Annotated in this window: 23 protein-coding genes; 9 read left to right on the forward strand and 14 right to left on the reverse strand. The window is 37.5% G+C overall.

Going from position 1 to position 22,349, the window contains the following annotated elements; all coding sequences use genetic code 11:
* Nucleotides 1-25: 25 nt before the first annotated feature.
* Entirely contained in the window at nt 26-1,696 is a 1,671-nt protein-coding gene (gene hutU / locus ACZZZC_RS03365; RefSeq protein ID WP_463486605.1) for a urocanate hydratase, read from the reverse strand.
* A gap of 63 nt (nt 1,697-1,759) precedes the next feature.
* Here hutU and ACZZZC_RS03370 point away from each other — a divergent pair, with 63 nt between their 5' ends.
* The 3 genes from ACZZZC_RS03370 to ACZZZC_RS03380 all read left to right on the forward strand — a co-directional run bounded on the left by ACZZZC_RS03370 (nt 1,760) and on the right by ACZZZC_RS03380 (nt 5,496).
* On the forward strand, nt 1,760-2,092 hold the full coding sequence (locus ACZZZC_RS03370) for a hypothetical protein (protein ID WP_463486606.1): 333 nt from the start codon (nt 1,760-1,762) through the stop codon (nt 2,090-2,092).
* Nucleotides 2,093-2,218: 126 nt separating this feature from the next.
* Nucleotides 2,219-4,537, forward strand: coding sequence for a TonB-dependent receptor (locus ACZZZC_RS03375; RefSeq protein ID WP_463486607.1), 2,319 nt, complete (start codon nt 2,219-2,221; stop codon nt 4,535-4,537).
* A 242-nt stretch (nt 4,538-4,779) separates the two neighbouring features.
* Complete coding sequence (locus ACZZZC_RS03380; RefSeq protein ID WP_463486608.1) at nt 4,780-5,496, forward strand: metallopeptidase domain-containing protein; 717 nt, start codon at nt 4,780-4,782, stop codon at nt 5,494-5,496.
* A 111-nt stretch (nt 5,497-5,607) separates the two neighbouring features.
* On the opposite strand, the gene ACZZZC_RS03385 is transcribed toward ACZZZC_RS03380, so the two are convergent.
* The 3 genes from ACZZZC_RS03385 to ACZZZC_RS03395 form a co-directional block, all read right to left on the reverse strand.
* Nucleotides 5,608-6,690, reverse strand: a complete 1,083-nt coding sequence (locus tag ACZZZC_RS03385; RefSeq protein ID WP_463486609.1) for an NADH:flavin oxidoreductase/NADH oxidase — start codon at nt 6,688-6,690, stop codon at nt 5,608-5,610.
* Nucleotides 6,691-6,757: 67 nt separating this feature from the next.
* Nucleotides 6,758-7,747 carry an aldo/keto reductase gene (locus ACZZZC_RS03390; protein WP_463486610.1) on the reverse strand — a complete coding sequence of 330 codons (990 nt, stop codon included), beginning with the start codon at nt 7,745-7,747 and terminating at the stop codon, nt 6,758-6,760.
* A gap of 2 nt (nt 7,748-7,749) precedes the next feature.
* On the reverse strand, nt 7,750-8,145 hold the full coding sequence (locus ACZZZC_RS03395) for a DoxX family protein (protein ID WP_463484840.1): 396 nt from the start codon (nt 8,143-8,145) through the stop codon (nt 7,750-7,752).
* A 169-nt stretch (nt 8,146-8,314) separates the two neighbouring features.
* Here ACZZZC_RS03395 and ACZZZC_RS03400 point away from each other — a divergent pair, with 169 nt between their 5' ends.
* From ACZZZC_RS03400 to ACZZZC_RS03415, 4 genes are read left to right on the forward strand one after another with little or no spacing between them, the layout of a single operon-like run.
* Complete coding sequence (locus tag ACZZZC_RS03400; RefSeq protein WP_463484841.1) at nt 8,315-9,142, forward strand: ABC transporter ATP-binding protein; 828 nt, start codon at nt 8,315-8,317, stop codon at nt 9,140-9,142.
* Between the two features lie 3 nt (nt 9,143-9,145).
* Entirely contained in the window at nt 9,146-9,955 is an 810-nt protein-coding gene (locus tag ACZZZC_RS03405) for a hypothetical protein (protein WP_463484842.1), read from the forward strand.
* A 17-nt stretch (nt 9,956-9,972) separates the two neighbouring features.
* Nucleotides 9,973-10,347, forward strand: coding sequence for a GntR family transcriptional regulator (locus ACZZZC_RS03410; protein WP_463484843.1), 375 nt, complete (start codon nt 9,973-9,975; stop codon nt 10,345-10,347).
* A gap of 3 nt (nt 10,348-10,350) precedes the next feature.
* Entirely contained in the window at nt 10,351-11,199 is an 849-nt protein-coding gene (locus ACZZZC_RS03415; protein WP_463486611.1) for a hypothetical protein, read from the forward strand.
* 52 nt (nt 11,200-11,251) lie between these two features.
* Here ACZZZC_RS03415 and hutH read toward each other — a convergent pair whose 3' ends face one another.
* Nucleotides 11,252-12,733: a histidine ammonia-lyase gene (hutH, locus tag ACZZZC_RS03420; RefSeq protein ID WP_463484845.1), complete on the reverse strand. Its 1,482-nt coding sequence runs from the start codon at nt 12,731-12,733 to the stop codon at nt 11,252-11,254.
* A gap of 90 nt (nt 12,734-12,823) precedes the next feature.
* On the opposite strand from hutH, the gene ACZZZC_RS03425 reads away from it, so the two are divergent.
* Nucleotides 12,824-13,810, forward strand: a complete 987-nt coding sequence (locus ACZZZC_RS03425) for an alpha/beta fold hydrolase (protein WP_463484846.1) — start codon at nt 12,824-12,826, stop codon at nt 13,808-13,810.
* A 36-nt stretch (nt 13,811-13,846) separates the two neighbouring features.
* On the opposite strand, the gene ACZZZC_RS03430 is transcribed toward ACZZZC_RS03425, so the two are convergent.
* Genes ACZZZC_RS03430 through ACZZZC_RS03440 form a run of 3 tightly spaced genes read right to left on the reverse strand, consistent with a single transcriptional unit; the run spans nt 13,847 to nt 16,652 of the window.
* Nucleotides 13,847-14,761, reverse strand: a complete 915-nt coding sequence (locus ACZZZC_RS03430) for a DUF6263 family protein (protein ID WP_463484847.1) — start codon at nt 14,759-14,761, stop codon at nt 13,847-13,849.
* Nucleotides 14,762-14,802: 41 nt separating this feature from the next.
* Entirely contained in the window at nt 14,803-15,576 is a 774-nt protein-coding gene (locus tag ACZZZC_RS03435) for a M90 family metallopeptidase (protein WP_463486612.1), read from the reverse strand.
* A 50-nt stretch (nt 15,577-15,626) separates the two neighbouring features.
* On the reverse strand, nt 15,627-16,652 hold the full coding sequence (locus tag ACZZZC_RS03440; RefSeq protein ID WP_463484849.1) for a Gfo/Idh/MocA family oxidoreductase: 1,026 nt from the start codon (nt 16,650-16,652) through the stop codon (nt 15,627-15,629).
* A 123-nt stretch (nt 16,653-16,775) separates the two neighbouring features.
* On the opposite strand from ACZZZC_RS03440, the gene ACZZZC_RS03445 reads away from it, so the two are divergent.
* Nucleotides 16,776-17,120, forward strand: a complete 345-nt coding sequence (locus ACZZZC_RS03445) for a hypothetical protein (RefSeq protein ID WP_463484850.1) — start codon at nt 16,776-16,778, stop codon at nt 17,118-17,120.
* Here the strand turns inward: ACZZZC_RS03445 and ACZZZC_RS03450 are convergent.
* The 6 genes from ACZZZC_RS03450 to ACZZZC_RS03475 all read right to left on the reverse strand — a co-directional run bounded on the left by ACZZZC_RS03450 (nt 17,117) and on the right by ACZZZC_RS03475 (nt 22,311).
* Nucleotides 17,117-17,503 (reverse strand): helix-turn-helix domain-containing protein, encoded by a 387-nt coding sequence (locus ACZZZC_RS03450; protein ID WP_463484851.1) that lies wholly within the window; start codon nt 17,501-17,503, stop codon nt 17,117-17,119. The two genes, ACZZZC_RS03445 and ACZZZC_RS03450, sit on opposite strands and share 4 nt — an antisense overlap.
* Before the next feature lie 10 nt (nt 17,504-17,513).
* Nucleotides 17,514-17,723 carry a type II toxin-antitoxin system HigB family toxin gene (locus tag ACZZZC_RS03455; RefSeq protein ID WP_463484852.1) on the reverse strand — a complete coding sequence of 70 codons (210 nt, stop codon included), beginning with the start codon at nt 17,721-17,723 and terminating at the stop codon, nt 17,514-17,516.
* 229 nt (nt 17,724-17,952) lie between these two features.
* Nucleotides 17,953-18,630 (reverse strand): OmpA family protein, encoded by a 678-nt coding sequence (locus ACZZZC_RS03460; RefSeq protein ID WP_463484853.1) that lies wholly within the window; start codon nt 18,628-18,630, stop codon nt 17,953-17,955.
* Between the two features lie 175 nt (nt 18,631-18,805).
* Entirely contained in the window at nt 18,806-19,498 is a 693-nt protein-coding gene (locus ACZZZC_RS03465) for an ABC transporter ATP-binding protein (RefSeq protein WP_056848199.1), read from the reverse strand.
* 2 nt (nt 19,499-19,500) lie between these two features.
* Complete coding sequence (locus ACZZZC_RS03470) at nt 19,501-20,973, reverse strand: DUF5687 family protein (RefSeq protein WP_463484854.1); 1,473 nt, start codon at nt 20,971-20,973, stop codon at nt 19,501-19,503.
* Between the two features lie 57 nt (nt 20,974-21,030).
* Nucleotides 21,031-22,311, reverse strand: a complete 1,281-nt coding sequence (locus ACZZZC_RS03475) for a replication-associated recombination protein A (protein ID WP_463484855.1) — start codon at nt 22,309-22,311, stop codon at nt 21,031-21,033.
* Nucleotides 22,312-22,349: the final 38 nt, after the last annotated feature.

Raw genomic sequence — 22,349 nt, forward strand, 5'->3', positions numbered from 1 at the left:
CTTAACTTTTTATTCTTCGTAGGATTTATTTCTTCAATCCCAATCTAAATTTTCTGGCGGTATCTTTTGCAATATCGTAACCCGCATCAGCATGTCGAATAACGCCTATTGCCGGATCATTATGCAACACTCTTTTTAATCTCGCCTCGGCTTCAGGAGTTCCATCGGCTACGATAACCATACCTGCATGAATGGAATAACCAATGCCAACGCCACCACCATGATGCAGTGAAACCCAGCTTGCGCCACCAGCGGTATTAATCAAAGCATTTAGAACTGGCCAGTCTGCTACCGCATCAGAGCCATCCAGCATAGCTTCGGTTTCCCGGTTTGGCGAGGCCACAGATCCAGTATCTAAATGGTCGCGACCGATTACAATTGGCGCTTTAACTTTCCCTTCGGCTACCAGTTTGTTAAAAGCTAAGCCTGCCTTTTCCCGCTCACCCTGGCCCAGCCAGCAAATACGGGCGGGCAATCCTTGGAAAGCAATCCGCTCTTGTGCCATTTTAATCCAGCGATGTAAACTTTTATTTTCTGGAAATAATTCTAATATCAATTTATCGGTTTCGTAAATATCCTGCGGATCGCCGCTTAAAGCAGCCCACCTAAACGGGCCTTTACCTTCGCAGAAAAGTGGGCGGATGTATGCAGGAACAAAGCCTGGAAAATCGAAAGCATTTTCTACGCCAACTTCCAATGCTCTACCGCGTAAATTATTGCCGTAATCGAAAGTAATCGCACCACGTTTTTGCAATTCCAGCATCTGTTTAACATGTTTCGCCATGGTAGCATAAGATTGCTTTACATATTCATCAGGATCATTTTTTCTTAAATCAGTAGCTTCATTTACAGTTAATCCCTCCGGGAAATAACCAATTAGAGGATCGTGAGCCGATGTTTGATCAGTCAAGGTATCCGGAACAATATTTCTATCGATTAATCGCTGTAATAGTTCCACAGCATTACAAACCACGCCGATGGAAATCGCTTTATTTTCTTTTTTATAAACTAATGCTTTATCAATTGCGTCATCAATATTGTAACTGATTTCATCAATGTAACGGGTTTCTAAACGCTTTTTAATACGCCATTCTTCAACTTCGGCGGCTAAACAAACACCTTCATTCATGGTAATGGCCAAGGGTTGGGCGCCACCCATGCCACCTAAGCCAGCGGTAACATTTAATTTTCCTTTTAAACTGTTGCCAAAATGTTTTTTTGCCAAAGCAGAGTAGGTTTCATAAGTGCCTTGTACAATGCCTTGCGAGCCAATGTAAATCCACGAACCTGCAGTCATTTGGCCATACATCATCAAACCTTTATCTTCCAGTTCATCAAAATGCTTTTGTGTTGCCCATTTGGGTACGAGTTGAGAATTAGAGATTAAAACTCGAGGTGCATCAGCATGTGTAGGTAAAATGGCCACTGGTTTTCCAGATTGGATTAGAAGTGTTTCATCATTTTCCAAATCACGCAATGCTTTTATAATCAAGCTAAGCGATTCCTTATTTCTTGCTGCTTTTCCCCTTCCGCCGTAAACAATTAAGTCTTCTGGTCGCTCTGCAACATCAGGATCAAGATTATTTAAAAGCATGCGTAATGCTGCTTCCTGAATCCATCCCTTACAACTTAGTGTAGTTCCGTTTGGAGTTTGTTTTTGGCTTAAGTTTAAACCATCGGTTAGTTTCTGGCTCATAGATAAAAGCAATGTTACTTTCCAAAGATATAGAATTGAACAACATTTGCTACTTTTGGGAAATTGAAAAAGCATAGGCAAAGCGTTAGAAAGTATTTGTCGGCATTTATGCTGATTGTTTTTGCTATTGCCCTAACCCCTTGGAGTGTTTTACACCACCATCAGGAGATCACTATTCCCAAAAAGGAAATCAATTGTCACCACGTTAGCCATGTTCAATCTCATGGCGATACCTGTTTGATTTGTAATGCCAGCTTCGAAAAGGATTACGTTCAAACACACCACATTTGCAGAATATTTCTTTCGGCAAAATTGTTGAGTTCTACTCAGCCAATTTTGAAAAGCTCATATGTAGCACTGCTCCGCACCGATTTGCGTGGGCCTCCTTTGGCATAATCTTTCCAAAATTTTGAATCCATCAAATGGATTAATCAATTGTTTTTTCGTTAAATAAAGTAAGTTATGCGCTGTATCAGTGCTAATTTATCCTTTTTGACTCATTCTGTTTTATTATAAAAAAATATGAAAAGATTACAGCTTATAGGCTTAGTAATTCTATATACTTTGTTGGGCAATACAGCTTTTGCACTTGCTTTAAAAGATATTAAAGGTAAAGTTATTGATGCCAGTAACAACCAAACTCTACCTGGCGCAACCATTTACATTCCCGATTTAAAGGTTACTGCTATCACCAATAATGATGGTGAGTTTATGCTTAATAACCTGCCAAATAAGGGGAGTTATTTGGTGGAGGTACATTATATTGGTTACAAAACGGCAACGAAAATTGTCAATTTTGCCAATGCACCAATTTTAGAATTCGCTCTGCAGCCTACTGCGATTGAAACCAAAGAAATTGTGATTACAGGTAGCATCATCAGCAGCACAAGCAAACGTAATAGTGCCTCATCGGCAGTAGTGGGGAAAGACCAGCTTCTGGCACCATCTACCAACCTCATTGATGCATTAACAAGAGTGCCTGGAGTTTCGCAAATCACTACCGGGCCGTCAATTTCGAAGCCTGTTATTCGTGGTTTGGGTTATAACCGTATTGTAACTTTAGATGATGGAATAAAGCAGCAAGGACAACAATGGGGAGATGAGCACGGTATTGAAATTGATCAGTTTAAATCCGACAGAATTGAGATCCTGCGGGGTGCGGCTTCGCTAATGTATGGGTCTGATGCATTAGGCGGCGTGATTAATATTTTAGAGCCAAGTACAGCTCCAGAAGGACAAATTAATGGCGAATTTATTACCAATTATTCTACCAACAACGGTTTAACAGCCAACTCATTAATGCTTAATGGCAATGAAAATGGTTTCGTTTGGAGGGCCCGGGGAACTTACAAAAATGCCTATTCATTTAAAACACCTACCGGATATTTCCCAAATTCTGGATTTAATGAAACGGATTTAAGCGGGATGGTTGGATTGAACAAAAGCTGGGGCTATACGCACTTAAACGTTTCGAGTTTCCGCAATAACATTGGCTTTTATGAGCCTGCGCTAGACGATAACGGAAACTTTGTTAAAGAAAATGGCGAAACTTTCATTAATTCCGATTTCAAAAATCGCGAATTAGATTATCCCCGTCAGGATATTCGTCACTTTAAAATTGCTTTAAACAATAACTTTATTCTTGGGAATGGCAATTTGAAAGCTGATTTTGGTTATCAACAGAATCAACGCAGAGAGTTGGAAGATGGTCCGGAACCTGCATTGTTTTTCGATTTGAAAACGTTTACCGGCGATTTGAAATATTATTTACATGAAACCAACGGATGGCAACCAGTTTTTGGCCTAAGCGCAGATGCTGGCCGGAGCTTGAATAAAGCTGACGATGAGTTTTTAATTCCAGATTACAATACCTACGGAATAGGTGTTTTCGCATTTGCGAAGAAGAATTGGGAGAACAACACTTTTAGCATTGGTGCCCGTTACGATTTTCGTAAGAATAATGGTAAGCAGTTGTTTAAAGATGGCGAAGAAATTTTTGCCCCATTCCAAAACAAGTTCTCTAATGTAAGTGGTGCGTTAGGCTTCACCCATCAATTTAACGAGGAATGGAATTTTAAAGCAAATGCTGGTTCTGCATTTCGTGCTCCAAACCCTGCAGAATTAGCCTCGAATGGTGTGCATGAAGGAACTTTCAGGTATGAAATTGGTAACTCAGCTTTAAGTCCGGAACGCAGTTACCAGGTAGATGCTGCTTTGGAATATGAAGGGAAAATTGTGAGTGCAAGTGCAAGCGTTTACAATAACTATGTACATAATTTTATTTATGCATCGAACAACGGCGAGATCATCAATGCTGAAGGGGATGATTATCCGGTGTACCGCTATGGCCAGGTAAATGCAAACCTTTATGGTGCAGAGGCAACTTTAACCATTCACCCGGTTCCTTTTATTCATTTTGAAAATACTTTTGGTTATGTACATGCCCAGAATACTTCATTAAGTAAGCCATTGGCATTTATTCCTGCCGGAACATTACGTAACGAGTTACGTTTCGAGCCTAAAATAAAAGGTACTAATGATGCTTATTTATCAGTAGGAATTAATTCGGCCTTCAAGCAAACTCGTGTTGATGATGTTTTCGAAACTCCAACTAGTGGATACACTTTACTAAATGCCGGTTTAGGTGCTACCTTCAATTTAGGGAAACAACCAGTTAAATTATCTGTGTCGGCCAATAATATTTTAAACCAGAAATATTATGATGCTTTAAGCAGATACAAACCCGGGCGCTTAGATTACCAAAATCCAAACTTCGGGATTTATAATGTGGGTAGAAATATCACCTTCGGGCTATATGTGCCTTTTAGTTTAGCGAAATAATTACAAGTACATTTTGATTAAACTAGCCGCAGACTCACAGATTATTTGTGAAGCTGCGGCTGGTTTTTTTGTTAGCTTTCGTCAAAGATTCCTTGTCTTCGCTTGAAATAAAGGTGGAAGGAGAATGCTATTTTGTTGGATATATACTCAAATCTACATGGTCAGGCTTCCCTTTAAAACATTTTTTCGCCTTATACGTTATTTACTTATCATCCCCAAATTATTCACGAAAATAAAGCATTATGAAACAGACTATTAAAATAGCTTTGTTGGTTACTTTCATGGGTATTGGCTTACTTTCATGTTCGAAAAGCAAAGATGATATTATTGATGTAGAGAATACAACTTTTACCGGACCAAATCCTAATCCTGCCAGTTTAACAGTAAGGGTTATCTACCTGGTGCCATCAGATAAGGCTTTGAAAAAGTCATACATCGATGCCGTTGGTAGCTGTATTAACCAGTTGAATAGTTGGTACAAAACTACATTGGGCAGCAACAAAACCTTTCGAACCAATGGAAATATGTTGGTCGAAACCATACAAAGTTCTCACCCAGCTGCTTGGTTTAACCAACAAAACGGAAATACAGGCGATGCTTCATTTTATTTTTACGGAAACGCAAAAGGTGATACTAAAGCATTACTAGGTGCAGGTTATGATGAGTCAAAATACATTTATCTGGTGTACGTTGATGCTTCAGGCACTACTGGAGCAGGCGCAATTGGCTTTACAGCTATGCCGGAAAACGATTTGAAGGGATTAACCAGTCAGATGAGTGAGCCTGTTTCTAGGTGGATTGGCGGCGCCGGACACGAATTGGGTCATGCTTTTGGGCTCCCTCACCCCGCAAATGAAAATCCTCAAGCTTTAATGTGGACAGGTTACACTATTTATCCGAATTGTATTTTGCAGGATGCGGACAAAATGATATTAAACGCCAGTAAATTCTTTTATTGATAAATAAATAGCCGCTCATTCCGTGGTCTATATCCACACACTTTATTTATCGGTTGGCAAACACCAACCGATAAATTTAACCTGCGAATCTGAGGCAACCTTTCAAAAAAATTATAACTTCTTAGCTGTCTCCCGCTTTGCCCTAACATATTGATTTGGCCATTCTGTATCGTCACCTAAAACCTGTGCCGCATGGGTTGGGAAATAAGCATCGCGAAGTGATTCGCGGGCAATGAAAATCAAATCAGCTTTATCTTCCTGAAGAATATCTTCAGCCTGTTGAGGGTCAACAATAATACCAACTGCACCAGTATAAATCCCAATTTCATTTCTGATTTTATCAGCAAAAGGAACCTGATAATTTGGCCCTGCAGGTATAAAAGCATCAGGTACATTTCCTCCAGATGAGGTATCAATTAAATCAACTCCTCTATCTTTTAAAACTGCCGACAATTGAAGCGAGTCATGTTCATTCCAACCATTTTCGGTCCAGTCTGTTGCAGAAATACGCACAAAAATCGGTAGATTTTCCGGCCAGACTGATTGCACAGCTTCCACCACATCAATCACCAGGCGAATGCGGTTTTCAAAACTTCCCCCATAAACATCGGTGCGGTTGTTGCTCAACGGACTAAAAAATTGATGTAACAGATAGCCGTGTGCTGCATGAATTTCCACTACTTTATAGCCTGCTTCTAAAGCCCGTTTTGCAGCAGCTCTAAAAGCAAAAACGATATCCTGAATTTCAGAAATGCTCAATTCATGAGGCATAACTTGTCCATTTTTGAATGGAAGTGGAGATGGCCCAACTGGTAACCAACTGTTTTCACCTTCGGCAATTTGTTCTCCGCCATTCCAAGGCAACTCGCAACTTGCTTTTCTGCCTGCATGTGCCAGCTGGATACCGGCAATTGCTCCGTTTGCATGGATAAATGAAACAATTTGCTTCAGTTTTTCAAGATGCTCATCTTTCCAGATACCTAAATCGGCATGGGTAATTCTACCCTCTGGAAGCACAGCAGTTGCTTCCTGGATAATTAAACCCGCACCACCAACAGCACGGCTTCCTAAATGTACCAAATGCCAATCATTGGCAAAGCCATCCACGGCAGAGTATTGGCACATTGGCGATATTACAATTCTATTTTTTAAGGTTACATCCTTTAAGGTGAAAGGAGAGAATAATTTTGACATGATTATTTAGATTTTACCGCACGCAAATTAACGTATTTTGACCCCATTTTGTGTACGGGTTTTATATTTAAAAACCTGCGTTTTGCAGTTCGTTATTGATGAATTGAATTTCTTCTGTACTCAATTTTACATTGATAGCCTCCGCATTTTGAACAGATTGTTTCTCATTTCTAGCACCAGCCAGGGCAATCGTAATCCCAGGTCTTTCGATTGTCCAACGTAAAACCAGTTGAGACAAGGTTGCGTTTTTTTCATCAGCCAAAGGCTTAATTTTTGCCAAAAATGCATTTGTTTTTTGAATACTTTCTGGAGTGAAGAATTTGTTTCCCTTGCGATGATCACCTTCTTCAAATTGATAATCAGAAGTCATTTTGCCGGTGAGCAAACCTCTCTCCATCGGGCTATAAGCCAAAATAGATTTGTTTTTTTCTATACAATAAGGAACCGTTTCTACTTCAACGCCACGGTTTACCATACTAAAAGGAATTTGATTGGAAATAATTTCCAACGTTTGATCTGCCTCTTTCAACTGTGCCACATTGTAATTACAAACACCAGCATAACGCACTTTTCCCTGTTCAATTAATCGGGTAACGGCTTCAAAAGTTTCGCTGATAGGAGTAGTTTCATCGGCCCAATGGATTTGGTATAGATCGATGTAATCGGTTCCCAGCCTTTTCAAAGATTGTTCACACTCATAAATTACACTTTCTTTTCCGGCATACTTATAAATGTCGATATTTTTGCCATCGTTATCTTTTGATTGCATGGCTAACTTGCCTTTTTCCAAGTCCCAGCGCATGCCAAACTTGGTAATTAGTTGAATTTTATCTCTTGAGATTTCTTTCACTGCTTCGCCCACAATCTCTTCACTTTCGCCCTGTCCGTAAATGGGTGCGGTATCTATTGAGGTTACACCCAAATCGTAACCCGCTTTTATTGCTCTAATAGCATCATTTCTATCGGTACTTCCCCACATCCATCCACCAGCTGCCCAGGCACCAAATGTAATGGCAGAAAGTTCTAAGTCTGAATTTCCTATTTTTCTGTATTCCATAATTATTTTTTTATGATTTTATCTACTGCGTAAGTATTGTATGGTAAATGTGCCAGTAACACCGCCACAAATGCAACATGTATCAATTGGGAGGGTAAGGCTTCCCAGTTTTCGATCAGAGTAGTGCCGAAAATAAGCGTTAGTGAAATTAAGCCTGCAAGTAATAATCCTTGTCGGGTAAACAAGCCCAAAATAATTAATACGCCTGCAATAAATTCGGCAATGGGTAAAATGTAGCTGAAAGGAACCACCAAAGCATTGGGCAAAAATGATTTCGAAAATTGACCAACCATCCAATTGCTAAAACCTGTAAGCTTTGGTAGCCGAACCAACCCGTGACCGAAAAAACTTAAGCCAATTGCTAAACGACTAAGTAGGTATGCCCAATTTTTATCCATTTTTTAATGCTTTCTCACAAACATACAATCCAACTGTTAAGGAAGTTTTAATGCAACGGATATTAAACTTAGTTTTTACAAAGGGGTTATAAAAAAAAATATCTACCCAAAAATTTGGAATCTAAATAATAAGCTATACATTAGTGTATTATTTAACTAATACAGTATTATGATTCAAATTGATAGTCTTAATTTTAGTTATAGCAAGCATAAGCCGTTGTTTAAGAATTTAAGTTTGCAGCTAACGGCGGGCCATATTTATGGTTTGCTTGGTAAAAACGGGGCAGGCAAATCTACTTTGCTTAAAAATTTGGCAGGTCTGGTTTATGCCCAAAGTGGTACACTAAATGTTTTGGGTTACAATCCTAAAGATAGACAGCCAGCACTTTTAGAGCAGATTTGTTTCATTCCAGAAGAATTTTATCTCCCCGCCGTAAAAATCGATGCTTATATCAAAGCCAATTCGCCGTTTTACAAAAACTTCGATCATTCTTACTTCGATGATTTGCTTAAAGAATTCGATATTCCAGTTTCGCAAAAGCTAATTGATATGAGTTATGGACAGAAAAAGAAAGTAATTATAGCTTTCGGTTTGGCTACGCAGGCCAAACTGGTTATTATGGATGAGCCGACAAATGGATTAGATATCCCATCGAAAGCACAATTCAGAAAAATTATGGCTTCAGCTTTAACCGACGATCGTTGCATTATTATTTCGACCCACCAGGTTAGGGATTTAGATAACCTGATTGACACGGTAATCATGTTAGATGAAAATGATATTGCTTTAAAAGCATCTGTAGACGAAATTACCGAGAAGCTAACCTTCAAAAAGGTTAAGGAAATAGATGCAAGTATAATTTATGCTGAGCAATCGTTATCTGGCTACAATGCCGTTATGCCAAATTATCATCAGGAAGATAGCAAATTAGATATCGAGCTACTATTCAATGCTATTCTCGCCGAAAAAATCAAATTTAAACCTTTATTTAATTAAGCCATGAACAATACATTTAATATTAATCGATTTGGCTTATTGCTTAAAAGACAGTGGCTGGATTTTGGAAAAATCTATCTTATTAGCCTGGTAGTAGTGGTTGGCGCTATTGTTGGTTTTTATCTTTATTACATTCCATCGCCAAGCAAATATAATAATTTCGACTACGATGGGAATTTAGACATGCGTTTTAGATACGGGATTTATTTAATGCTCGGTTTCCTTTTCATTAGTATTGTAGCAAGTAGTTACTTCTCTATTTTGGGTCAAAAATCCAGAGCTATATTAGAGTTAATGACGCCAGCATCAACTTTCGAAAAGTTTTTGAGTGGCGTTTTCTACACTACTTTAATCAGTTTTGCGAGTTACATTATCATTTTTTATTTGATCGATATATCCTTCGTGAAGTACTTAAATATGCATTTGAGCGAATTCAAAAGTTTAAACAATAAAGGAGCGTCGGTTGCAGCGGTAGATAGTATTTTTTCGCAAGTTTTTAATGATGCAAAATATCGGGAATACTGCATGGCTTTTTTTGGTTTCCCATTTCTGATTACTAGCATATTTTTATTGGGTTCCGCTTATTTTACGAGTTTCCATTATATCAAAACCGCGGTATCAGTAATGCTGTTCCTGGCAGCTGGTTTGTACCTCATTTATAAAGCCGCTGATGTTTTAACCACAGGTAAGTCTAAGATAACGATAGGTGGTGACAAGGAAAATATATTGCTTAGCCTTTGCTTAATTACGTTAGTGCTTACTTTAATTTTTTGGCTGATTACCTACGTTCGTTTAAAAGAGAAAGAGGTTTAATTTTAATAGGTATAGATATGGAATTTAGAGATAATAAGGCGATATACCTTCAAATAGCAGATTATGTTTGTGAACATATTTTGCTAGGGAAATGGAAAGCCGAAGAAAAAGTACCTTCAGTAAGAGAGCTTGCAGTAGCAATGGAAGTAAACCCAAATACCGTGATGCGTACCTATGAGTTGCTTCAAAATAAAAACATCATCAATAATAAAAGAGGTATTGGCTTTTTTGTTGATGAAGGTGCAATCGATCAGGTTAAAAATTATCGTAAAGTACAGTTTATAGATGATGAATTACCGGTGGTATTCAGGAACATCTATTTATTAAATATTGGCTTTGATGAATTGAAAGCTAAATATGAAACATTTGTTGAGCAAAATTTTAACGATTAGAACATGAAAACAAGTAATAAATTATTAATAGCGCTAGCATTGTTGCTCATTATTGTACCAATTTTGGTTATTGCTATCAATGTGAAGTTCAACTATTTGCCAGAAGATAAAATAATTAAGAATAGTGAAAGTTTAGATAAGTTTGATGCTGTTACTCCTTATTTTAAACTTCGAAAACTGGATAAAACATTCGAAAAAGTAAATGTAACTGCTTCGGAAAGTACAATCTTAAAAATTACGCTTGTCGAAAATCCAGAAAGTGGCATGAAGATTTCTGAAAATGAAAGCGAGAACTTGATAGCTGTTGTGGATGCAAATGGTGTACTCCAAATTTCAAGCAAAGCTTTAGGAGATAAAAAGATGGATTTTTTGAGCCTGGTTATTTTTGCTCCAGTAATTAAACAACTGTCAGTAACCAAAGCTTTACAGCTAGAAATCAACGCAAAAACTAAACAGCTTGAGTTGAATGTGAATAATCTTCAGAGTATGTTGTTCCATCCCAACACAAAAATTGGAAGGCTAAATGTAAGTGGCAATCATGTCCTAAATTTTTCGCAAAGTAATAATTACGTCGATGATCTCAATCTGAATTTAGATAATAGTGAGTTTAGGGCTAGCGGAACATCATACAAAGTTTTAACCATTGCAATCAAAGGAAATTCTCATATTGCTATTGAGGGTGATAAATCGAACCGAAATAAGTATAAAATTGATAGCCTCTCCATTACTACTCAAGGTAAATCGAGCGTGGTTTTAACCGACATGCTTGTTAACAAAGCACATGGAAATTTTTCAGATTCGACTGCGATAAATGCCTCTGCTAAAAACCTAAAACTATTGATGAAAAATTAAATCACTAAAAATATTTTCTTGTCTATCGGTTGGTGTCATCACCAACCGAAATCTAATTCTCATTCAAAAATTGAACTGTATTCCTGATATCATCAGACAGAATCCGGTCGGCATTATTAAAGCTAACCACTTTCCTGTACGCTGAAACCATATGTTCTATCGCCTTTGATGATTTTAAAGGCTTACGTAAATCCAACGCCTGGGCGGCTGTAAGTAATTCAATAGCCAGAATATTTTCAAGGTTTTTTACCACCCGATAACATTTTGTAGCACCATTTGCGCCCATGCTTACGTGGTCTTCCTGACCATTGCTGCTCACAATACTATCTACCGAAGAAGGCGTGCAAAGTTGTTTATTTTCGCTTGCAATGGATGCTGCGGTATATTGGGCAATCATTAAACCAGAGTTTAATCCAGCATCTTCAATCAAAAAGGGAGGCAAATTCCGCTGACCAGAAATAAGTTGAAAAACCCGTCTTTCAGAAATGGAACCCAATTCGGCTAGGGCAATACAAAGGAAATCCAAACTCAAAGCTAATGGCTGGCCATGGAAATTCCCCGCCGATATAATTCGATCTTCGTCTGGAAAAACATTTGGATTATCGGTTACCGAATTAATTTCCGTTTCAAAAACTGCCTTTACATAAGCAATTGCATCTTTGCTGGCGCCATGAACCTGTGGTACACAGCGAAAAGAGTAAGGGTCTTGCGTTTGTTTTCCCTCGCTTGCGATAAGCTCACTCCCATTTAACAAATCTTTGATTTTCTTTGCGGTTTCCTGTTGCCCTTTATGAGGTCTAATATCATGACTTAAATGATCAAAAGGCTCTATCCGGCAATCAAAGGCATCTATCGAAATGGCTGCAATTGTATCTGCCCAATTGCTTAAGCGTTCAGTTTTCAATAAAATATGAATACCATAGGCGCTCATAAACTGAGTTCCATTAATCAATGCCAACCCTTCTTTTGGTTTCAGCGATAAGGGCCGCCAGTCCAGTTGTTGATAAAGATCATTCGTTTTTAGCTTTTTACCTTTATGGTAAACTTCGCCTTCACCAATTAAAGGCAAAGCCAGATGGGCCAAAGGAGCTAAATCTCCTGATGCACCCAAAGAACCCTGAGTGTAAACCACTGGAAGAATATCATGATTGTAAAAATCGACTAAACGTTGTACAGTAGATAAGGCAATGGCTGAATAACCATAGCTTAGAGATTGAATTTTTAAAAGCAACATTAACTTTACAATCTCAGCAGGTACTTCATTTCCTGTGCCACAAGCGTGAGAAAGCAATAAGTTGTACTGCAATTTGGTAAGGTTTTCTTCCTCAACTTTAACATTTTGCAAATAGCCAAACCCTGTGTTAATGCCATAAATTGGCTCTTGATGCTGCTTTAATTTGTCGTCAAGGTAGTTTCTGCACTTATCAATACGAGAAATTGCATCATCACTCAAGGCAATCGACATTTTTTCTGAAGTGATATTTCTTAAAACATCCAGACTTAACGGCCTCTCACTTATTTGAAAAACAGGCATGGTTTTTAATTTATTTGGTTGGTCAAAAGTATAAATAAGTATTAAATTAGGCGGATCCGCTTTTGATAATCGCCATAAATAATTATGAACATGAAGAAGTTTCTCCTTTTATTTGCCCTTTCACTTTCCACTATCACGTATTCGCAAGCACAAAAAATTGATACGCTGTCCATCACTTTAGAGAATGTAAAATATCCATACGCGGTTAAATTTTTGCCTATATCAATTGAGGGTCAGGATGTGAAGATGGCGTATATGGACATAGCGCCTACCAAGATGGCAAACGGTAAAACCGTGATGTTATTTCATGGAAAAAACTTTGGTGGTTACTATTGGGGCAATGTAATCAAAGCTTTAACTGATATTGGTTATCGGGTTATTGTTCCAGATCAGATTGGTTTCGGCAAATCATCAAAACCATTTATTCATTATAGTTTCCATCAAATGGCCGCGTGGAATAAAAAATTGTTGGATACTCTTGGCGTTCAGAAAACAGTGGTATTGGGGCACAGTATGGGTGGCATGTTGGCTACGCGTTTTGCATTGCTTTATCCAGATAGAACCGAAAAATTATTGCTCGAAAACCCAATTGGATTAGAGGATTATAAAACCTTTGTGCCTTATGTAAACACAGCTCAGCAATATCAAACAGAACTAAAAACCACCGCAGAAAGCGTTCGAAAATATTATCAGAGTTCTTATTTTACTTATTGGAAACCTGAATATGAGTATTTGGTTAATGTTGCCGGGGGAGTTACTTTCAGCGCCGACTATCCGCGTTGGGCACAGGTTGCAGCCATGACTTTCACTATGATTTACGAGCAGCCAGTAGTGTATGAGTTTCAAAATTTAAAAGTGCCAACTGTTTTATTTATTGGCAAGGAAGATAAAACGATCGTAGGTAAAGGGCTTTTAACTCCTGATCAACAGGTTTTGCATGGTCAGTACAAATTTTTAGGAAAGCAAACGGCGGCCAAGATTCCTGGAGCAAAACTGATAGAATTTGAAGCTTGCGGACATATTCCGCACATTGAAATACCTACTGAATTTTTAGTGGCTTTAACTGGAAGTTTATAGATGTGAAGTGATTAACGAATAACTTTAGCGAAGATCTTACGGGTTTGATATAGCATTTTTCTGCATTTCTTTACCTGTCATTTTATTGATTCCCTGAAGCTCAAAATTGATTTTTTGCCCCATTGCAGACATTGTACCAGCTAATTCTATTCGTAAATGGCTCTTCAGGATTAGGCCGGTTTCCATATCCAGTTCCACATCGCCATTATTTGTGCCGGTCAAATCAGTTTGCATTTTGTTCCCCATCGTTTCAAAATCACCTTTTGAGGTTAAACTGCCAGATATATTTAGATAAGCGACTCCATTTTTAACCTCTTTCAAAGTGTATTTTGTGATGGTTTCAATAGGCATGGTCATTTGCATTTTGGTGTCAACCGTCCAGCTTTCACCAATTTTTACAGGCTTTTCTGGATAAATTTTTAAGGATGATTCCATGGTTTGTTTCATGCCTTCCGAATTGAACTGTTTGGCCAATGAGGTTTTTAAACTGCGAATCACCGATGAATCTTTTGACATTCTGAAAGTCATGTTGTTTAACATTGCATCGATTCCCGTCAGTGATTTTATACTGCCATCTGGCGCAATTTCCATCCTGAAAGATGCGCCTTTAATTCCTCTGAAGGGATTGATTTTTGTCGTATCTGGATCGTTCGAATCCATCATCATCGTATTTCCCATTCCCGATGATTTCATAAAGATGCGACTGTATACCACGTCAATATCCTTACTCATATTATCTCCATTGCGGATATCGAAAATATAATCGGTGCCGATATTTTGATTGAGATTTATTTTTCGCCCTGAAATTTCCTGATTAATGATCTGATCAGAAACCATTGAAAAGGTATACTTTTTACCTATCGGAAAATTTTGTTTCAGTACGTAGGTCTTTTGTGCGAATGCACTTAAAGTCAGGTAGAAAAGTATGGAAAATATTTTGAAAAACTTCATTGGTTACTTGATTTGTTTCTGCTAGATGCGAGGGTTGATAACTAGTTAGCAGGTTGTTGTGCAAATATTCTGCTCAATTGCTGGTATAAATCTGGGTGCTTTTCTTTCAACAAGTAAGGCTTTTCGAAAAAATATTCTGATACCACAGCGAAAAATTCTGCTTCATTTGTAATGGCATAAGGATTAATATCCGATTTATTATCTTCAATTCGTGCCATTTCCTCGTGCATCATTTTTATCCACGGCAAGGTATACTCATGCGAAATTAAATCTTCGGGTACACCATCTGTTGCACCATCTGATTTATCTAAAAGGTGCACAAACTCATGAATTGCCGTATTTTCTTTACCAGCACTTTTCGAGAAACCTTGTCGCAGTGCCGACCTAGATAAAATCATTTGACCATTCATATAACCACTGCCAACCATGCCCATTATTTGCCGTTCTCCCCCTTCAAACTGGAAATCTTTGTCAAACGTATCAGGATATAACAATACCGTACTTAAGTTTTTATACTGCCAGTCTGCAAAGCCGAAAATGGGGATAACTGCACTCGATGCAATTAAAAGCTCATCTAGAGTGGTCATTTCCAAGCCAACCGGTTCAATTTTAACCGCGGCAAAAAATTCGGCTATCTTCTGCTCAAATCTCAGCTTATCTGTCGAATCCAGTTGATGATAGTAACCCACATAATCGTCTAGTATTTTTTTATCCGTATCAGTGAGGGGATCAATTTTAAGTTTCTTTTTTTTAAGAATCAAGTAAATGGCAATTAAAAATATAGGGATGAGGTAGGCAAATGGCAATGAATTCATATTTATTAATCGGCGATAATTTAGTGAATATTTGTGTGGTGATTATTATGCTAACTTTCTAAAATCTCGAGCTGAGTTAATACATCCTCTCTGGTAACAGGATAATCTTCCTGGTTTGTTAAAGCAAGATATGCAGCTTCAAAAAGAGGTAAATAACTTCCTAATTCTGATGGGATAATTTCTTCTGTTTTTTTTCCATCAGCGTCAATTGTAGTTAATAATCCTTCTTTTCCCGCTAATTCGATGCCGTAACCTTTATCGGTGAGTTTCATTCCAGCCAAAAGCTGCTCTTCCTGGATGTCGGCTCGTTGCTTTATAAAGCTACCATTTACGCCATGTAAAACGAAAGCCGCCTGCGGATCTACAACCAACATACTCGAAGTAACAAATACAAAAACGCTGTTGGGATAGCTAAGTTGAATGCTGAAATAATCATCAACTGCTGTGCCCACTCTATTTTTACCTAATATTTTATGGTAGCTAATTGGCTTTCCAAATAAGCTAATCACCTGATCTAAAAGATGTGGACCAAGGTCGTAAATTAAGCCGCTTGCTTCTACCGCCTGTTCTTTAAAGGCTTTTGGCCCAATCACATTTCTATAGCGATCGTAACGAAGATGCATTTCGTTTAATTTGCCAAGTTTACCACTCGCTAACACTTTTTTTACCGAGGTGAAATCGCTATCCCATCGGCGGTTTTGATAAAAAATGATTTGTTTACCAACTTCATCTGCCAATTGAAATAACTCCTTAGCTTGTGCAGATGTAGCTGTAAATGGCTTTTCCACTAAAATGTGTTTTCCTTTTAGAAGTGCTGCTTTAGCATGTTCATAGTGAAGGTTATTTGGTGTGTTTACCACAACCAATTCAATCTCTTCATCGTTCAATAACTCCTCAACACTGTTGTAACTTATAATATTTGGATAATCGTTTATTGCATTTTTTTTGCTTCGCTCTACAATCGCTTTTAAATTAAATCCGTGGTGAGCATTTAAAAATGGCGCATGAAATACCTTGCCCGACATGCCATAGGCCAATAAACCTGCAGAAATTATTTTATTAGAATCTGTTTTCATAGGTTATAAATGTAATTAAAATAAGTTTTTATGCGGTATTTGTAGCAGTTAGAATTAAAGTTTTACTTTTCATCATCAAAGTTTCACTTTCAGCTTGATTCTTTTAAATCTATCTTTGCAGCTATGAAACCATCGGAGATTAATGCCAAATGGAAAGTTTTACAAGAGCGGATTGCACAGGAATTTGATTCAGATTTTCCTGATTTAAAAGTGATGCTTTTCTTAATAGGCGTGCAGGAGTTAGGAAAAGGTCCAAAGAAGTATAGCAAGCGTCAAAAAGAAGAATTGATGCATATTGCTACTTGCCGCCTTTTAAGTGAGATGGATTTTTATGAATTGGAAGGCGTTGACCAAGACGGTTGGCCGCATTGGAAGTTGATAAAAGCCATTCCACCTTATACGATGTTGGAGCAAGAAATGCTCATGAAATCATTGGTGATTGGTTATTTTGATGATATATATTCTTAAACACTTTCAAGAAGGAAATCGCCACTTATCCCTAATTTGCTATGCAATGCTTTTAAAAATGGAACATCAGGCTCACGTTTTCCATTCAATATTTGAGAAAGCTTTGGCGCCCCCAAGCCTAACATCTCGGCTAGTTTAACTTGGTTAATATTTAATTCGTTGATTTTATGCTGCACAACAGCATTTATGGTTAATGGTAAAGGCATTATTTTCAAAACATTATCCTCAAACTGCTCTGCTAACAGACTAAGGTTTTCTAATTCTGTACTTTCTACTGTAGAAAGTGAATGAAATCCACCGTTTGTGGTTGCTTTAGAAATTAATTTTTCTATCAGTTCCATTACTGAATTATATTGTGCCTGATTTCTAATCTTATCTAACATGTTGTTTAATTTAAATTAATGAACAATCAATTTTATCATATTCTGTATGGGTGCCTACAAAACGAATGTAAACGGTACGTATATCAAAAAATATCATCGCAACAATTCTGAAATCATTACCTTTTATATTAAATACATACCTATCATTACCTACATAATCTACGCTATTGAAGTCATTTTTAAGATCTGCAAATTTATTCCAATCAGCGTTTTTCGCCACTTAATACCAATTGTTTAATGCTGATACAGATGATGGATACTTTTCGGCAAATAACAAAAGCGTTTTCTTAATAAGTATTACCATATTGCAAATATAAGCAAATTTCATAAAATAAAATAAATTTCGTATTCTGAAATTATCGAAGCTTAACTAAAAACAAAAAACCCCGATGTTTTAGCATCAGGGTTGGATATATAATGACCTCATAGGTAGAGGGAATATGCAAATATTATCCTTGAGATTTTGCTGTGTTTTTCAATGCATCATTTGCAACAATTACAATCTCAACACGACGGTTAGCTGCACGACCAGCATCAGTATCGTTATCTGCAATTGGTTCTGCAAAACCTTTACCAATGGTTACTAATCTAGAAGCCGGAACACCTTGAGAAACTGCATAAGCTTTAACTGCTGCTGCTCTTCTTTCTGATAAACCCATGTTATATTGTTCTGTACCACGGCTATCAGTATGGCCAATTACTTTAATATCAGTATCAGGATATTGATTTAAAGAAGCTGCTAAACTTTGAACATTTGTTTTTGCTGCATCTTTCAAAGCTGTTTTATCAAAATCAAATAAAATACCGCTGTCAAACTTTACAATAATACCTTCACCTTCGCGAATTACTTCAGCATTTGGAATTGCTTTTTGAATCTCAGCAGCCTGTCTGTCCATCCTGCGACCAATAAAAGCCCCAGCTGTACCACCAATAGCACCACCGATTAACGCACCAACAGCTGTATTACCAGCTTTTTTGCCAATTAACGCACCTACTACACCACCTGCAGCAGCACCTATACCAGCACCTTTTTGTGTTTTAGTTAAACTATCACAACTTTGGAATGCCATCGAACCCACTGCTAACCCTATACTTAATGTTGCTATTTTTACTTTTGAAATACTCATAATAATCTAGATTTATAATTCTACAACTCGTATTCAAACACGATGCCAAAAAATAACCCAATCTTATTTTAATTGAATTTTAATGTTTTAGCACCTGTTAAAATATTATCATGTATAAAAAAAGAGCTATGTTTAATCATAGCCCTTCTTATCTGTATCATTCTTAGTACAAAATCTAAGCGGAGAAGTAACTCTCCAATTCTTTTAGGGTGTTTTCATCTGTTTTAAAATCTTTGATTACTTTGCCTTTTTCTACCAAAATGATTCTACTGCAAACATCTGTAACATGGTTTAAATCATGACTAGAAATAAAGGTAGTCATGTTGCCAGGGTAAGTTTTCAAAAGCTGTTTCAACCTGATCTGAGTAGTCGGATCGAGGTTAGCGAAAGGTTCATCCAATATCAGGAGTTCAGGTTTCTGCATCAATGCCGCTGCTATACCTACCTTATTTTGGTTTCCTTTACTAAAATCGCGGATATACTTTCCACTATTCAAAATTTCTCCATTGAAAAAATCTGCATATTGGGTTAAGTAGGCTCCAACATCTGCTACACTTAAGTTATTTAAGCTTCCAATAAAGGTGAAATATTCTTCAGGGGTTAAATAGTCTATTAAAAAACCTTCATCTAAAAATGATGCGGTATAATTTTTCCAATCATCACCGTCTGCTACGTTTTTATCTTTCGATAACACTTCACCTTCCGTTGGGCGAATTAAATCTAAAATCATTCGGAAGAATGTCGTTTTACCAGCGCCGTTATTGCCGACTAAACCAATGGTTTCGCCAGCTCTAATTTGTACATGATCAATGTTTACAACTGTTTTATCGCCATAAACTTTCTTTAATTTTTTTACCTCTAGTATCATAATTATTCTCTAAAGCCTTCGGCTATTTTATAACGTTGTTTTTCAAATTTTGCAGTAATCAGGTTAACCCAGAAACCCCTCATCAAAAGCATCAATACTCCGAAGGCGCCTATGGTAAATAATCCCCAATAGGGAAGATCTAATAAGCTAAAAGGTAAATACATCAACATGGGTGTTAGCGCATAGGGAAACATGAGTAACCATTGTGTGGCTCCTGTACCTTGATAATTAAAGCTTGCAGCTTTGGTAATATCTATTCGTTTATAATTGAATGTGGCTAAATAAAGTACTATTACTGTACCAAAACCGATGTTATACAGGTAACAAACTAAATGCATCACGACCAGTTTCCAGCTCATGAAGCCATAAAATGTAGAGAGTAAGCTGATGATGGTAGAGCCGATAGTGAATAGCAAAAACTTTGCTTTTATAAAATTTTTAAAGTTTATTTTGTTGCTTAACAATCCATCAAAATGTGAACTTTGCCAGGCAAACATAAATTGCCCGTAAATAATGATAGATACGCCTGTCATGAAAATACCTGCAAACATCATCTTACCAAACGAATCGGTGTCGATTAGTTTTTGTCTATAGAAAAAGAACCCATATAGCAGAAAAAATAAGCCAAGAATCACTGATGAACGGGAGCGTTTGTGGCGCAAAATAAGTTTTAATTCCAGGGCCGCTAACTCTCCAACTTTGCCGAAACGATTTAAGAAGGCATAGTCAGTACTCACTTTTTTCTCTTGCTTGGTGCTTAATTCTTCGACGTATAAGTTCTTTAATAAGAAGTCAGAATTAATTTTAAAAACCGCGAAAGCGAGTATGGTGAATGCGAAACCCAGGTATGGGCGTTCGCCAATGGCCCTGAAAACTGTATCGGAAACACTAATTAATGAAATGATTTTGAAATACTCTAAAGCACCGAAAATAGCAATCAATATAAAGCCGCCCAAAGTGTAAAGCACATTGGTAATTGATTTTCTTTTGATATAGAGAATTAAGTAGTTATTGAAAACGGTAATGGAAAGTATGGCTACTACATACATTAAGGCAGCAAAAGCGCCATATTCATCAATTATTTCTGTAAAGATGAAAGGGAAAAATAGAAAAATCGGCCAGAGATTAAAAGCTGAAAAAAGTGCTTTAATATTCAAAAAACCGATGATTTTATACTTCGGGACTTTTAAATGCAAGTAAGGAATAATGCTTAAGGTAGGGAGTTCTTGTAGCTGCAAACGCATTACGAAGTCAAAAGCGAAATAATACAGGATTATTCCATTAAAACTGGTCAGGATATCTACGCCTTTAAAAACTTTAGGTAGGAAGATATTCATTCCAAAACCAATTCCAACGGCAACAGCCAGGAAATACAGCATGAAAAATCCCAGTAAAATTTGAGTAGCGATACTACCGCCACGATTTCTGGATCGCCAAAAGGATTTCCTTTGATGGCTCAAAAAAGTACTCAGCATATATAAGTTTAGTATTAGTTTCTATCTATTAGTTAACGTTTTCCTTCAAATGTTACACTAATAATTGTATTTGTCTTTCCAATTTTGTTTCAGCTTTTCTCGAAGCTTTTCTTCTGCCGGGTTTTTCCCTGGGTCGTAAAGTTTTGTGCCACTTAATTCGTCCGGAAAATATTCTTGTGGCTCAAAATTCCCTTCATAACCATGCGAATATTTATAGTCTTTTCCATAACCAATGTTCTTCATCAACTTTGTTGGCGCATTGCGAATGTGTAGAGGAACAGGCAGGTTTCCGGTTTGCTTTACTAGTGCTTGTGCATGATTAATGGCTTCGTAAGATGCATTGCTTTTAGCCGAACTGGCCAAATAGGTTACGCATTGCGATAAGATAATTCTGGCTTCGGGATAGCCGATTACGTTTACAGCGGTAAAACAATTGTTGGCCAGGAGCAAAGCATTTGGATTGGCATTTCCAATATCTTCTGAAGAAAGAATTAACAATCTTCTGGCAATAAAAAGCGGATCTTCACCACCTTCAATCATTCTGGCTAGCCAGTAAACTGCTGCATTTGGATCGCTACCACGAATAGATTTTATAAACGCTGAAATGATATCGTAATGTTGTTCACCTGCTTTATCGTACAGGGCCAGATTTTGCTGTGCATGCGCCAAAACATTTTCATTTGTTAAGGTTATTTTATCGCCGCCGATACCGTTAATGGCAATTTCTAAAACATTTAAAAGCTTTCTGGCGTCGCCGCCACTTAAGCGAATTAAAGCTTCGTGCTCTTTAATAGTGATTTTTTTTGCCGCAAGAATATCGTCCTTCTTTATTGCGGTTTGTAGCAAACCTGCGAGCTCTTCTTCAGTTAAGGATTTCAAAATATAGACCTGGCAACGGGAAAGCAAAGCGGAAATCACTTCAAATGAAGGGTTTTCTGTGGTGGCGCCGATTAGCGTTACCAATCCACGTTCTACAGCACCTAGCAGACTATCCTGTTGCGATTTGCTAAACCGATGGATTTCATCTATGAACAAAATAGGCAAACCCAAAAAACTGTCTTTTAAGGCTGCGGCTTTATCAATCACTTCTCGTATATCTTTAACTCCGCTATTGATTGCACTGAGGTTAAAAAACGGTCGATCTAAAGCCTGAGAAATGATATAAGCTAAAGTGGTTTTGCCGACTCCGGGAGGTCCCCAAAAAATCATTGATGGCAATTGACTACTTTCAATCGCTTTGCGCAAAACCGCACCTGTACCCACCAAATGTTTTTGCCCTACATATTCATCGAGGTTTTGAGGGCGCATTCTTTCGGCTAAAGGGGCTTGATTCTGCATAATTGTAAATATATAAAATTTGATTATTTTGGAAACGG

This window comes from Pedobacter sp. AC212, from assembly GCF_979258625.1.